14 protein-coding genes are annotated in these 12,374 nt (G+C 60.0%); 8 read left to right on the forward strand and 6 right to left on the reverse strand.

Annotated features, from left to right (window positions below; translation table 11 throughout):
* Positions 1–27 precede the first annotated feature (27 nt).
* Both LOL23_RS16525 and gshA read right to left on the reverse strand, forming a co-directional pair.
* Positions 28–828: a Crp/Fnr family transcriptional regulator gene (locus tag LOL23_RS16525; RefSeq protein WP_160982048.1), complete on the reverse strand. Its 801-nt coding sequence runs from the start codon at positions 826–828 to the stop codon at positions 28–30.
* Between the two features lie 227 nt (positions 829–1,055).
* Positions 1,056–2,621: a glutamate--cysteine ligase gene (gene gshA / locus LOL23_RS16530; RefSeq protein ID WP_160982050.1), complete on the reverse strand. Its 1,566-nt coding sequence runs from the start codon at positions 2,619–2,621 to the stop codon at positions 1,056–1,058.
* Positions 2,622–2,685: 64 nt separating this feature from the next.
* Between gshA and LOL23_RS16535 the strand changes: the two genes are divergently transcribed.
* Complete coding sequence (locus tag LOL23_RS16535; RefSeq protein WP_160982052.1) at positions 2,686–3,189, forward strand: hypothetical protein; 504 nt, start codon at positions 2,686–2,688, stop codon at positions 3,187–3,189.
* On the opposite strand, the gene LOL23_RS19005 is transcribed toward LOL23_RS16535, so the two are convergent.
* On the reverse strand, positions 3,086–3,400 hold the full coding sequence (locus LOL23_RS19005) for a helix-turn-helix domain-containing protein (protein WP_160982054.1): 315 nt from the start codon (positions 3,398–3,400) through the stop codon (positions 3,086–3,088). The genes LOL23_RS16535 and LOL23_RS19005 overlap by 104 nt on opposite strands.
* A gap of 232 nt (positions 3,401–3,632) precedes the next feature.
* Here LOL23_RS19005 and metX point away from each other — a divergent pair, with 232 nt between their 5' ends.
* Genes metX through LOL23_RS16555 form a run of 3 tightly spaced genes read left to right on the forward strand, consistent with a single transcriptional unit; the run spans position 3,633 to position 6,768 of the window.
* Positions 3,633–4,892, forward strand: coding sequence for a homoserine O-succinyltransferase MetX (gene metX, locus LOL23_RS16545; protein ID WP_160982056.1), 1,260 nt, complete (start codon positions 3,633–3,635; stop codon positions 4,890–4,892).
* Entirely contained in the window at positions 4,889–5,512 is a 624-nt protein-coding gene (metW, locus tag LOL23_RS16550) for a methionine biosynthesis protein MetW (RefSeq protein ID WP_160982058.1), read from the forward strand. The genes metX and metW overlap by 4 nt, the downstream gene beginning before the upstream one ends.
* 2 nt (positions 5,513–5,514) lie before the next feature.
* A complete protein-coding gene (locus tag LOL23_RS16555; protein ID WP_439652104.1) occupies positions 5,515–6,768 on the forward strand; it encodes a muropeptide transporter in 1,254 nt (417 codons plus the stop codon).
* A 43-nt stretch (positions 6,769–6,811) separates the two neighbouring features.
* Here LOL23_RS16555 and LOL23_RS16560 read toward each other — a convergent pair whose 3' ends face one another.
* Entirely contained in the window at positions 6,812–7,531 is a 720-nt protein-coding gene (locus LOL23_RS16560; RefSeq protein WP_202411825.1) for a glutathione S-transferase N-terminal domain-containing protein, read from the reverse strand.
* A 213-nt stretch (positions 7,532–7,744) separates the two neighbouring features.
* Between LOL23_RS16560 and LOL23_RS16565 the strand changes: the two genes are divergently transcribed.
* Genes LOL23_RS16565 through LOL23_RS16575 form a run of 3 tightly spaced genes read left to right on the forward strand, consistent with a single transcriptional unit; the run spans position 7,745 to position 10,079 of the window.
* Entirely contained in the window at positions 7,745–8,047 is a 303-nt protein-coding gene (locus tag LOL23_RS16565; RefSeq protein ID WP_160982062.1) for an iron transporter, read from the forward strand.
* Positions 8,044–9,768, forward strand: coding sequence for a PepSY-associated TM helix domain-containing protein (locus tag LOL23_RS16570; protein WP_160982064.1), 1,725 nt, complete (start codon positions 8,044–8,046; stop codon positions 9,766–9,768). The genes LOL23_RS16565 and LOL23_RS16570 overlap by 4 nt, the downstream gene beginning before the upstream one ends.
* Complete coding sequence (locus LOL23_RS16575; protein ID WP_160982066.1) at positions 9,765–10,079, forward strand: DUF3325 domain-containing protein; 315 nt, start codon at positions 9,765–9,767, stop codon at positions 10,077–10,079. Before LOL23_RS16570 ends, LOL23_RS16575 begins: the two co-directional genes overlap by 4 nt.
* A gap of 111 nt (positions 10,080–10,190) precedes the next feature.
* On the opposite strand, the gene LOL23_RS16580 is transcribed toward LOL23_RS16575, so the two are convergent.
* Positions 10,191–10,979, reverse strand: coding sequence for an exodeoxyribonuclease III (locus LOL23_RS16580; RefSeq protein ID WP_160982068.1), 789 nt, complete (start codon positions 10,977–10,979; stop codon positions 10,191–10,193).
* 38 nt (positions 10,980–11,017) lie between these two features.
* Positions 11,018–11,425: a DoxX family protein gene (locus LOL23_RS16585; RefSeq protein ID WP_160982070.1), complete on the reverse strand. Its 408-nt coding sequence runs from the start codon at positions 11,423–11,425 to the stop codon at positions 11,018–11,020.
* A gap of 263 nt (positions 11,426–11,688) precedes the next feature.
* On the opposite strand from LOL23_RS16585, the gene pyrE reads away from it, so the two are divergent.
* Complete coding sequence (gene pyrE / locus LOL23_RS16590) at positions 11,689–12,360, forward strand: orotate phosphoribosyltransferase (RefSeq protein WP_160982072.1); 672 nt, start codon at positions 11,689–11,691, stop codon at positions 12,358–12,360.
* The last annotated feature ends 14 nt before the right edge of the window (positions 12,361–12,374 follow it).

Raw genomic sequence — 12,374 nt, forward strand, 5'->3', positions numbered from 1 at the left:
CCTGCTGGTGGACGCAATATAGCGTGGCTAGATGTGCAGTTTGCCCAGAGGATGGTGCGTGCAGCCTGGCTGGGCGGTGGGGTGAGGCGTATTGCCAGTGCTGGCGGGCTCGCGGGGATCGTCTGAAGAGGGGGGCGCGGGAATGCCAACGAAGCGGCACAACCCAGGCACATCCAGCAGTATGAGCTGACGTTGCGGTTGCAGGGTGATGAGCCCCGCGCGCTTGAACTGGTTCATCTGCCGCGAGAAGGTTTCGGCGGCGATGTTGAGCTGCCGGGCGAGAATGCCTTGGCTTGATGGCAGCACCAGCGTGGTGCTGTGCTGTTGTATATAAAGATCCATCAGGAAGGTGACCAGCCGCTGGCCTGCGTTGCCGATGGTGAGAAGATCGACACGATTGAGCCAGTGGTTGAACCCGGTGGCAAGGCCTAGCGTCAGGGCGTACGAAAAAGCCGGCGAAGTCCGAGCCAACGATAGTAGCCGCTTGCGCTCGACGCAATATGCTTTGGTGGCCGCAGTGGCACGCGCTGACAATGGATAGCGGGCGGGCTCGAGAAACATCGATGCTTCGCCGACCACATCTCCGCTTTCCATGACACGGAAGATTTTGGTTTCGCCGTTGTAGCAAGGGCGATATAGCGACACCCTTCCCGACTGCACGACGTAAAAATGATTGGCCGGCATACCCATTTCGAAGAGATGGGCGCCATTGGCGACGCTGACCAGGCGGGCTTCGTAGGCCAAGTGTGCGAGTGCATTGCGATCGGCCCTGGAAAATACAGGCGAGGTGGCAAGATGTTGCACCAGCGCTGCGTCAGGTGTCGGCAAGGACGGGCAATTCATCAGTAGACAAAAAATGCACGAGGGATGCGCGAGCGTGAAGCTGGAGATTGTAAGTGTTTCATAACATCTTCCCTATGATAATTATCATGATTCACGATATGGCGGCATACGACCAGGCATGATTATTGTGTTCCGCCGGACGTCGAGGTCCGGCGGTTGCTTTGTGCGCCAGAGTTGGTTGGCGCGTCGAGCTGTGTAGCCGCCTGGTGCCGTCAGGGTCGGCGCAGGGCGGCGTGATACCGTTCGACGTAAGTGTCGAAGCTTTCCGTGTCGCTGTCTTCGAGTTGCTTCTGGGCAGCGATGGAGTCGTCCGCCATCATCTGGTAGCTGCGCAGGGTGGTTGCGTCCAGCGAAGCCGCGCGCATGGCATCGCGATGCGCGAAGCTTTGTTGCAGCGTAAAGCCAACCAGCCCTAGTTTGCTATCGTGGATGTCCCTCAGAAGGGTCGCTGACGGTGTGTTTTCGGTGTCGTCGAGCTTGGGCTGCTGCGCTGCCAGCGCTTGCCGGTAGGCATTGCCGCCATGCGCGGCATCCAGCAGCTCGGCATAGGGAAGGATTCGCTCGAGCAAGTCGCGGCCCCAGTCTGCCAGCGCGATGGGGGTGCCTTCGTCGTTGAGCTTGAGGCCGGGTTTACGGCCTTCTTTGGCGACTCGACTGAAATTATGGCGGCTGTTGGTGCAGAAACCGTTGTTGGGAAAATCGGCGCTGGACTCTGCCGCGCAAAATAGCAGAAAGGCGTCCATGAAATGGGCTGTCTGCACCGAAATGCCGGTTGGCGAGTAAGGGTCGATATCCAGGCAGCGCACTTCGACATACTCGACGCCGCGCTCGGCAAGCGCTGTTACCGGCCGCTCACAACGGCCTGTGGTGCGCTTGGGACGGATACTGGAGTAGTACTCGTTTTCGATCTGGATGATATTGGTGTTGAGCTGTATCCACTCGCCGTTGCGGTGAGTGCCAATGGCCTCATAGGCGGGCCACGGCGTGGTGACCGCCGTATACATGCGCTGCAAAAATGTTTCGAGGTCGTTGTAGCAGAGTTGCAGTTCGGACTGCGCGCGGTTGCTCTGATACCCCATGTCGCTCATGCGCAGGCTGGTGGCATGCGGCAGGTACAGCGTGGTGTCGTCCAGTTTCTCGAGCGCGCCCGCGGGCATGCCGTGCAGAAAGCTGCTGGACAGCGCTGGCGATGCACCGAACAGATACATCAGCAGCCAAGAATAGCGGGTGAAGTTGCGAATCAGCGCCAGGTAACCGCGCGAGCGGCGCTGTTTGTCGTCGCCTTGCATACCCAGCAGCGGCCACATGGCTTCGGGCACCGAAAAATTGTAGTGCACGCCCGCAATGCATTGCATGGTTTTGCCATAGCGCACGGCCAGGCCACGACGATAGACGTGTTTCAGCATGCCGGTATTGGAGGTGCCATACCACGCGATGGGAATATCCGCGTCGGGGGGCAACAGGGCGGGCATGGATTGATTCCACAAGAGTTCGTCGCGCAGCGTGGCGGCCACATAGCGGTGCGTCTGCTCGAGTTCGCTGATCAGGCTTTCTGTAGAATGGTGCGCTGCGGTAATGAGCTCCAGCAGCGACTCTGAATAGTCTGTGGTGATGCGCGGGTGTGTGAGCGCCGCACCCAGCGCGGGAGGGTGTGGGGTGCGTGCCAGCTCGCCGTCGAGCGTGACCCGCAGGCCTTCTTTTTCGATGCCGCGCTTAATCCCCTTGATGAGGTCGGCTTGGCCGGCAAGCGCGTTATAGCCTGGTTTGCGAGTTGTCATGAGGCGAGCATGCTGCTAAGAGTTAATCCCCGAGGATTTTAACTGAGGTATAAGGGTGAGACATTTGATTGCGATTCTGGCCTTGGCCGCGCTTCTGGCGGGCTGTTCGCCCGACTATAACTGGCGCCAGGCCCAGTTGGCCGATGGTGCCGTTACTGCGTTCTTTCCGGATCGGCCCTCGACGCAATCGCGCCAGGTGTCCTATGCAGGGCACGACATCATGTTTACGTTGACCAGTGCGTCGGTTGGGGATGCGCTGTTTACGGTCGCGTATGCTTCTTTTCCGCCTATCATGGCGCGCGACGCCGCCCTGCGCGCTGGTTTTGCCGAGGGCGTGATTGAGTCGCTGTACCGCAATCTGGGCGTGGCGCCGCCGCTTGAAAGGCTCGCTTATGGTGTGCCGTTTACCATTGACGGCAAAGCGCCATCGGGCAAGCCGCTTCGCCTGCAGGCAACGCTATGGCTTACCGAAGGCGCCGTGGTCGAGGCACTGGTAACTTCTGGCACAAGCGCGTTCCCACAGGCTCAGGCGGATGAATTTTTACGCGGGATAGATATGGCTCGCTGATGCCGGGTACGAGGCCGGCGTTCAGCACGATTGTGATCGCGGCCTGCCTGCCATGCACGCCCAACTTGCGGCACGCATTCTGTATATGAAAATTAACTGTCCGCTCGGTAACGCCGAGGATAACGCCGGTTTCCCAGCTCGTCTTGCCCACTGACGCCCACTGCAGGCATGACAATTCCCGTGTGGTAAGCGCTTTGTTTGGTTTCTCCATTGCTATACCTTAATCCTGTAGTCGGTATCAGAATGTATCTGAAGTAGACAGGTTTTATTCATTAAACAGGATGAATTTGCACTGGCAGATCGTTTAATTGCCATCGCAATTCCAGCCGGCGCCGGCCGGAGTGATAAACTATGCAGGCAACTTGTTTTCTGATTCCCCAGTAGTGCGCCGATTTGCTTGATCCGCTTGCGGGCGCCTCATAAATCCAGCTAAAGAGGTCCATATGGCCAATATCACTGCTGCTCCCGTTTCCGACGATTCCGTTTCAACGCCTGTGCCGCCTGCTGCGGTTGCGGTTGAAGTTCCTCCTGGTTCGGTGGGTGTCGTTTCTCCCCAGTTCATCGCGTTCGACGAACCCCTTGCACTGACAAGCGGGCAGGTGCTCCCGTCTTACGAGCTTGCCGTCGAAACCTATGGCACACTCAATCAAGCACGCAGCAATGCGGTGCTGATCTGCCACGCGCTGAATGCGTCGCACCATGTCGCAGGCATTTCGGCCGACAATCCCAAAGACATCGGTTGGTGGGACAACATGGTCGGGCCGGGCAAAGCGGTGGACACCGAAAGGTTCTTTGTCATTGGCATCAACAATATTGGTTCGTGCTTCGGCTCCACCGGGCCTGCCAGCATCAATCCTGCGACAGGCAAGCCTTGGGGGGCGGCTTTTCCCATGCTTACCGTTGAAGACTGGGTGCAGGCGCAGGCGCGTGTAGCGGATTATTTCGGTATTCAGAAGTTCGCTGCAGTCATGGGGGGGTCGCTAGGCGGCATGCAGGCGCTAAGCTGGGCCATCACCTGCCCCGAGCGCGTCGGACACTGTGTCGTCGTTGCCAGCACGCCACGATTGTCGGCGCAGAACATCGGCTTCAATGAGGTAGCGCGCCGTTCCATTATCAGCGACCCCGAGTTCCACGGCGGCGATTATTACGCGCACGGTGTTGTGCCGCGCCACGGCCTGTCAGTTGCGCGTATGGTCGGTCACATTACGTATCTGTCCGACGAAGACATGGCCGCCAAGTTCGGCCGCACCCAGCGCGAGCCAGGGCACAATGGCGATTTTCACTACGGCTACGACGTCGAATTCGAAGTCGAGTCCTACTTGCGCTATCAGGGCGAAAAGTTTTCACGCTATTTCGACGCCAACACCTATTTGTTGCTGACACGCGCGCTCGATTATTTCGACCCCGCGCGTAGCCATGGCGGCGATCTGGCCAAAGCACTCAGGCCAGCACAGGCCGACTTCCTGCTGGTGTCGTTCACCACTGATTGGCGTTTTCCACCCGAGCGCTCACGCGAGATCGTCAGTGCGCTGCTCAAGAACGAGCGCCCCGTTACATACGCGGAAATCAACGCGCCGCACGGCCACGATGCCTTCCTGCTGGATGACGCACGGTATCACGCCGTGGTGCAGGGTTATTACGATCGCATTGCGGCGGGGCTGGGTCTTCCCGAGCGCAAGCACATCACGGGGGTGCTGGCATGACCACATCCGTCGGGGTTCCGAGCCATCTGCGCGCCGATCTGATTCGCATCGCCAGTTGGATAGAGCCTGGCAGCCGGGTGCTTGACCTGGGTTGTGGCGACGGCGCTCTGCTCGCCTACCTGCAGGCCAACAAACAGGTGATCGGCGCCGGCGTCGAACTGAAAGACGAGCTTGTGATTGCATCGGTGCGTCGTGGTGTGAACGTGGTGCAGCAAAATCTCGAGGATGGGCTGGCGCTGTTCGGCGATCAGCAGTTTGATACGGTGGTGCTGTCCAAGACGCTGCAGTCCATGCACCAGACGGAGCATATTCTGCTCGAGATGGCGCGTGTCGCGCGTTATGGCATCGTGTCGTTCCCCAATTTTGGCTACTGGCCCCATGGCTGGTCTATCCTGCGTGGCCGCATGCCTGTCACAGGCGAAATGCCCTATCAATGGTTCGATACCCCCAACATCCACCTGTGCACACTGAAGGATTTCGAAGATTTGGCGCAGGCGTTGCAGTTGAGGATTACCCATCTGGCTACTTTCAACCGCAACAAAGAAGTTAAACTCATGCCGGGCTGGCGTAGTACGCTGGCCGTGTATCGCTTCGAGTCGCCGCACCACCAGGAGTCCTGACCATCGCTGTGTCCCGCCTATACACCAGCCCCCGCGTCTTTCCGCTGCTGATTCTGGGTTTTTCCAGCGGGCTGCCGTTGGCGCTGACGAGCGGCACGTTGCAGGCATGGGCCACGGTCGAGGGTATTTCGCTGCAGAGCATAGGCTTTCTCACGCTCATCGGCACCGCCTATACCATCAAGTTCCTGTGGGCGCCTCTGGTCGACCGCTATGCGCCACCGGTGCTGGGGCGCAGGCGCGGGTGGGTGTTTTTTACGCAATTCCTGCTCGCCGCCGCGATCGCCGGCATGGGTTTTCTGCAGCCGTCGGCGCATCTGGGCCTGCTGGCCGCCGTGGCCGTCATGGTGGCATTCTTTTCGGCCACGCAGGATATCGCGTTCGATGCCTACAGCACTGATGTCCTGCGCCACGAAGAGCGCGCTGCGGGAGCGGCGGTGAAGGTGCTGGGCTATCGACTTGCCATGATTGTGTCGGGTGGGCTGGCGTTGGTGCTGGCGGATCAGTGGCTGGGCTGGCAGGGTATGTATGTCGCCATGGGCGGCCTGATGGCGCTGTGCGCCATTGCCACCGTGCTGGCGCCCGAGCCAGAAGTGCTGGCAAAAGCGCCCCGTAGCCTGCGCGAGGCAGTGGTGGAGCCACTGGCCGAGTTCTTCGGTCGCCCCGGCGCACTGACGGTGCTCTTGCTTATCGTCCTTTACAAGCTGGGCGACGCCTTTGCTGGGGCGCTCTCTACCACCTTTTTGTTGCGTGGCGCGGGGTTCAGTGTTTCTGAGGTCGGCACGATCAATAAAGTGTTCGGCCTGGCTGCCACCATATTAGGGGCGCTGGCTGGCGGCGCCATCATGGCGCGCCTGGGTCTGTACCGTTCGTTGATGCTGTTTGGCTTGCTTCAGGCAGCATCCAATTTCGGCTATTGGTTACTGGCGGTCACCCCGCCGCACCTGTACTTTATGGCATTGGTGGTAGCGGTGGAGAACCTGTGCGGCGGGCTGGGCACCGCTGCTTTTGTGGCGTTGCTCATGGCGCTGTGCAAGCATGAGTTTTCTGCAACGCAGTTCGCACTGCTGTCAGCACTTTCAGCCGTAGGGCGCACCTATTTGGCCGGGCCATTTACGCCGCCCTTGGTCGAAACGTTGGGCTGGCCCGGGTTTTTCGTGCTGACGATCGCCATCGCGATACCCGGCCTGCTGCTGTTGCGGCTGCGGCGCGACGACGTCATACGCCTGGACACGGATGCAGAGCCGCCCGCTGGGTAACCGCATGGTAAAGATGGTCTAGCGCGGGCGTTGGCTGGGCGTGTCAGCTGCGCGGAGGGATGTTCAGCCCTTTTTGCACCGCTGGCCTGGCCACGAAGGCATCCAGGCTGCGGGCCACGTTGCCGAAATCATTGAAGCCCACCAAGTCGCCGGCCTCATAAAAACCGATCAGATTGCGCACCCACGGGAAAATGGCGATATCTGCGATCGTGTAGTCATCGCCCATCACCCACTGGCGCCCCGCCAGCCTGCCGTCGAGTACACCGAGCAGCCGACGCGATTCAGCGACATAGCGGTCGCGCGGGCGCTTGTCTTCATAGTCTTTACCTGCAAAGCGATGAAAAAAACCCAGCTGGCCGAACATGGGCCCGATGCCGCCCATCTGGAACATCAGCCACTGAATGGTTTCGTAGCGGCGAGCGGCATCCCGAGGCAACAGTTTGCCGGATTTTTCCGCCAGGTAGATCAGGATCGCACCGGATTCGAACAGCCCCAGCGGCTGGCCGCCTGGCCCGTTTGGATCGAGAATTGCAGGGATTTTGTTGTTGGGGTTTAGGGAAAGAAATTCTGGCGACATCTGGTCGTGGCGGTCGAAGCTGACCAGGTGCGCCTCGTAAGGCAGGCCGGTTTCTTCGAGCATGATGGAAACCTTGACGCCGTTGGGCGTGGGCAGCGAATACAGCTGGATGCGATCCGGGTGCTGCGCAGGCCATTTTTTGGTGATCGGGAAGGCTGACAACGAGATATCTGACAACGCGTTCATCTGCGGGATCCTGTTAATGCGTTAAAGGGACCATGAGAAAGGTGGAGCCGTGGCCCATTGCGGCAGAGGCACGGTACTACCCGATGGTAACGCGTTACATGCCGCCGGGCGATGGCGCGCGGCTGGGGTGAAAAAGATGATGCGATGGTGCCAGATACAAAAAAATAATAATACAATTGAGACTGGTTCTCATTAGCAAAAATAGCTCAAGACATGCTCAATGCGCAAAATCCAGGCGTACCGCTTTCCTACCGCCTCAACGTCGCTTCGCGGGCCGTGCTGGCAATCGGGGGTGGATACGTGCTGTCGGCCCTTGTAGCGGCAAGCCTGGGTGCAGCGCTTCCTCTGCCCCGCATACAGGCGGCGCTCGCCGCTACACTGCTGGCATTTGTCGTCCACGCCTGCTTTGCCATCTGGGTATTTTGCGTCGGCTCCACCGCACGCGCGTGGCTGGGCTGGCTTGTACTGGTCTTGGCACCTGCGTTGCATGTGTGGTGGCTGAGGGCCGCATCATGAAGGGCATGGGCTTCCGGCAGTCCAATGCCTGGCTGCATACATGGGCCGGCCTGGTGTTGGGGTGGTTGTTGTTTGCGGTGTTCGTTACTGGCACACTCAGCTTCTTTCGCGACGAAATCAGTGGCTGGATGAGGCCCGAGCTGCACGCCTCGCAGCCTGATGCGGGCTCTGCCATGCGCGCTGTGGCTGCCGTGCAGCACGTTGCGCCAGGGGCAACCGCTTGGTCAATCACCCTGCCCAACGAACGTAGCCGTGTCATCCAACTGCAATGGAACGACGCCGAATCACCGGCTGACAAGTCGCGCGGCAAGCATGCCGTGCTCGACGCCGCGACAGGCGAGCAGTTGCATGCGCGCAATACACGCGGCGCGGATTTTTTCTACCGCTTTCATTTCGAGCTTTATGGTATGCCCTATTGGGCGGGGCGCTGGGTGGTGGGCACGGCGACCATGTTCATGCTGGTTGCGCTGCTCAGCGGCATCGTGACGCACAAAAAAATATTTGCCGACTTCTTCACTTTCCGCCGCCGAAAGGGGCAGCGCTCCTGGATGGATGTGCATAACGTCTTGGGTGTGCTGGCGCTGCCGTTTCATTTGCTTATTACCTACAGCGGGCTGATCCTGTTGATGGCTACGCTGATGCCCTGGGCAATCCACACGGTCTATCGTGGCGATGCGTCCGCCGCCTATTCGGATCTGCGCGGCGATATCTTTCGCGTCACCGAGTTCCGCCGGCCGTCGCCACCGGGGTCGGTGCCGCTTACCGATCTGGCTCCTCTCATTGAACAGGCGCGGCAGCGCTGGCCACACGGTATTGCAAGCATTGCCGTTGCGCATGCTGGCACGCCGGGCGCCATCGTTGAGTTGCAGGCGCGTGTCAACAATACGCTCTCGGGGCGAGGCTGGGGCGAGCGGATGCGCTACAGCGGCGTTACGGGCGAACCGCTGGGCGCGCCACAGCCGCCGGCTCTGGGTGGTGCCGCCAGTGTTTACAACGTCACGACTGCGCTGCACATGGCCCATTATGCGGGGGCTTGGCTGCGTTGGCTGTGCTTTTTCAGTGGCGTGTTGGGCTCGGCCATGGTTGCAACGGGGTTGATACTGTGGGTAGTCAAGCGCCTGCCACAGCAGCGCAAGGCGGGCCGGCACTTTGGGCACAGGTTGGTCGAGTGCCTGAACGTCGGCGCCATCGCCGGCTTGCTGGTCGCCGTCGCAGCCTATTTCTGGGCCAATCGGCTGTTGCCGGTCGGCTTGGCGGGGCGGGCAGGTTGGGAAGTCAACATCTTTTTTCTCGCGTGGCTGGTATGCGCGGTGCATCCTTGGTGGCGTCCGCACCGCACGGCATGGAAGGAGCAGTGCCTGGCCATTGCTGTGCTGTATGCAGGGCTGCCCTTGAGCAATATCCCTTACCCTAACAGCCACCTGCTGGCCACGTTGTCGCACGGCAATTGGCTGGTGGCAGGTGTCGACTGCGTCTTTCTGGCTGTGGCGCTGCTGGCCTTGATGGCGCAATGGTATTTGCGTGTGCCTTCTGCGGCTGCCGCAGTTGCGGCGCGGGCACAGCGGGGCAACGCAACACCTATGCCCGCCTCGGTCCCTGCGGTGGGCGCGCCATACCCGCGGGTGACGCCGGGCGCGATCGTGCGCGTTGCACCAGGTGGATCGGCCGATGGGGCTGCCGCTGGCGGCAATCAATACTCCGGCGGGGTAGGTGCTTCATGACGATAGCATTGGCGATGTCGGGTATGGCCGCGCTCAGCCTGGGTATGGCGCGCCATTACGGGCAAGTATTCGGTGGCGTGCCGGCGTGGGGGTGGGCCCGGCTACTCAAGTGCGTTGGTTGGTCGCTGGTGCTGGGGGCGTTGGTGCCTGCGGTGAGTGCCGAAGGGGCTTCGGTGGGGGCCGCTCTTTGGGTTGTCGAGCTTACCTTTGCTGCATTGGCCGTTACGTTGCTGCACAGTTACGCGCCACGCTTGGTGGCGCCCGCCGGGTTGCTGGCGCTTGCCCTGGCGGTGTTGCAGGCAGGCGCGTAGGGTTGCAAGCGATACGGCAATATGTTGCCGGTCGGCCAGCTTTGCGTTACGGTGACACAGGCGCGGCACTTCAGCGTTGCCGCGCCGTTAACGCTGAACTGACGCCTGCGTTCAACCCGCCAAGGTTGTGTCGTAGTCTATTGTCAGCGGCGCGTGGTCGCTAAAGCGTTCATCCTTGTAAATACTGGCCTGGCGGGCGGTGGCGGCAATATCGGTGGTGGCAATCTGGTAGTCGATGCGCCACCCTACGTTCTTGGCCCAAGCCTGCCCGCGGTTGCTCCACCAGGTATAGGCTTCGCCGGTGGCGTCGGGATACAGGCCCCGGTATACGTCTTTCCAGCCGATGTTATCGAACACACGCGTCAGCCAAGCGCGCTCTTCGGGCAGAAAACCGCTGTTTTTCAGGTTGCCCTTCCAGTTCTTGAGGTCGATTTCTTTGTGTGCGATGTTCCAGTCGCCGCAAAGGATTACCCTTCGGCCGCACTTGGCGAGGTCTTCCAGGTGTCCAAAAAAGTGCTCCATGAAAACATACTTCGCGGCTTGGCGGTGGTCACCGCTGGAGCCTGAGGGCAGGTAGAGTGAAATGATTGAAAGGGTGTCGTACACCAGCTCCAGGTAGCGGCCTTCGGCGTCGATTTCAGGCACGCCCAGCCCTTCAATGATCTGCAGCGGTTGCTGGCGGGCGTAGATCCCCACGCCGCTATAGCCTTTTTTCTCGGCGTAATGAAAGTAGCCGTAATAGCCATCGGGGTTTAGCATTTCCGCCGTCATGTTGTCGGCCTGGGCCTTGAGCTCCTGCATGCAGACGAAATCTGCGTGCTGTTGAGGCAACCATTGCAGAAAGCCTTTGTTGACGGCGGAACGGATGCCATTGAGGTTGGCGGAAATGACACGAAGCATACGGCGGGGGATCTCGATAAAAGAATTGTGAAAGATGACTATGATTTGCCGCGCATGGCATCAAGGCTCCACGGACCAGGGCCCGCAAAGATGATGTAGAAGAACACAAAGCAGAACAGCACCGCTGCTTCGCCGCCATTAAGAATGGGCAGAAGCAAGGAGCCGCTGGCTGCGACGTGCCCAATGAAGTATGCCGCAGCGCTGAAGCCTGAGGCGACGAAAGCCGCCAGGCGTGTGAATAGCCCAAGCACCAGGAGGATGCCGAAAACGAGCTCAATGATACCTGCTACGCCGTACAGCGAAGCGATCTGCAGCCCATCGAACATTTTCACATGAGGTATGCCGAGCAGCTTGGCCGTGCCATGCAGGAGAAGGAGATAGCCACCAACGATACGCAAAATGCTCAAGGCGCGGGGCGCCCAGGTAGTGCAAGCATCTGAAGTCATGATGTTCCTCGTCTGATTGCGCAAGGCACGCCGCCTTACGCCGAAAAGTGTAATGCAAGTCATGTGCAAATACATGGTCGGCGAATATATGGAGCACGAGTTTTGCCATGAAGGGGCGCCGTGCATGGCGTCGCGCTGCGTCGTTTTGCCCCGCGTCCTTCCAGTGGGCCAATGCGCGATCCAAACGCCTGGAATGCCCTGAAAGCAACGTTTTACGGACTTCGGCGATAATGCACATTTCCCGATACTTCCATCCGTCCATCATGAGTATTTCCTCGCACCGCGCCGATTTCGTCCGTTTTTCCCTCGAGCAGGGAGTGTTGCGTTTTGGCAGCTTTAAGGTCAAATCGGGGCGGATCAGCCCGTATTTTTTCAATGCAGGCCTGTTCAATACCGGCCGTTCGGTTGGCCGGCTGGCGGGCTTTTATGCCCAAGCGCTGATCGATTCGGGGGTTGAATTCGATATGTTGTTCGGCCCCGCATATAAAGGCATCCCGCTGTCGACGGCAACAGCAATTGCGCTGGCTGGCCATGCGGGTATGCAGGGCAGGGATGTGCCGTTTGCCTTCAACCGCAAAGAGGCCAAGGATCACGGCGAAGGCGGGACGCTGGTGGGCGCGCCTTTGCAGGGTAAGGTGGTGATCATTGATGATGTCATTACCGCCGGCACCTCGGTGCGCGAGTCGGTGGACATCATTCGGCAGGCGGGGGCGGAGCCCGCCGCCGTGCTGATTGCCCTCGATCGCATGGAAAGGGCGGGGCCCGATGATGCCTTGTCGGCGCATTCGGCGGTGCAGGACGTTACCGCCACCTATGGCATCCCTGTTGTGAGCATTGCATCGCTCGCGGACATCATGGCGGTGTTGCAGGACGATGCCGCGTTGGCGGAGCACCGCGGCGCGGTGGCGGCGTATCGGGAACGCTACGGCGTGTGACGTGCGCCACAGCG

Origin of the sequence: Paracandidimonas lactea (genome assembly GCF_021653995.1) — a bacterium.
Classification (GTDB): domain Bacteria; phylum Pseudomonadota; class Gammaproteobacteria; order Burkholderiales; family Burkholderiaceae_B; genus Allopusillimonas; species Allopusillimonas lactea.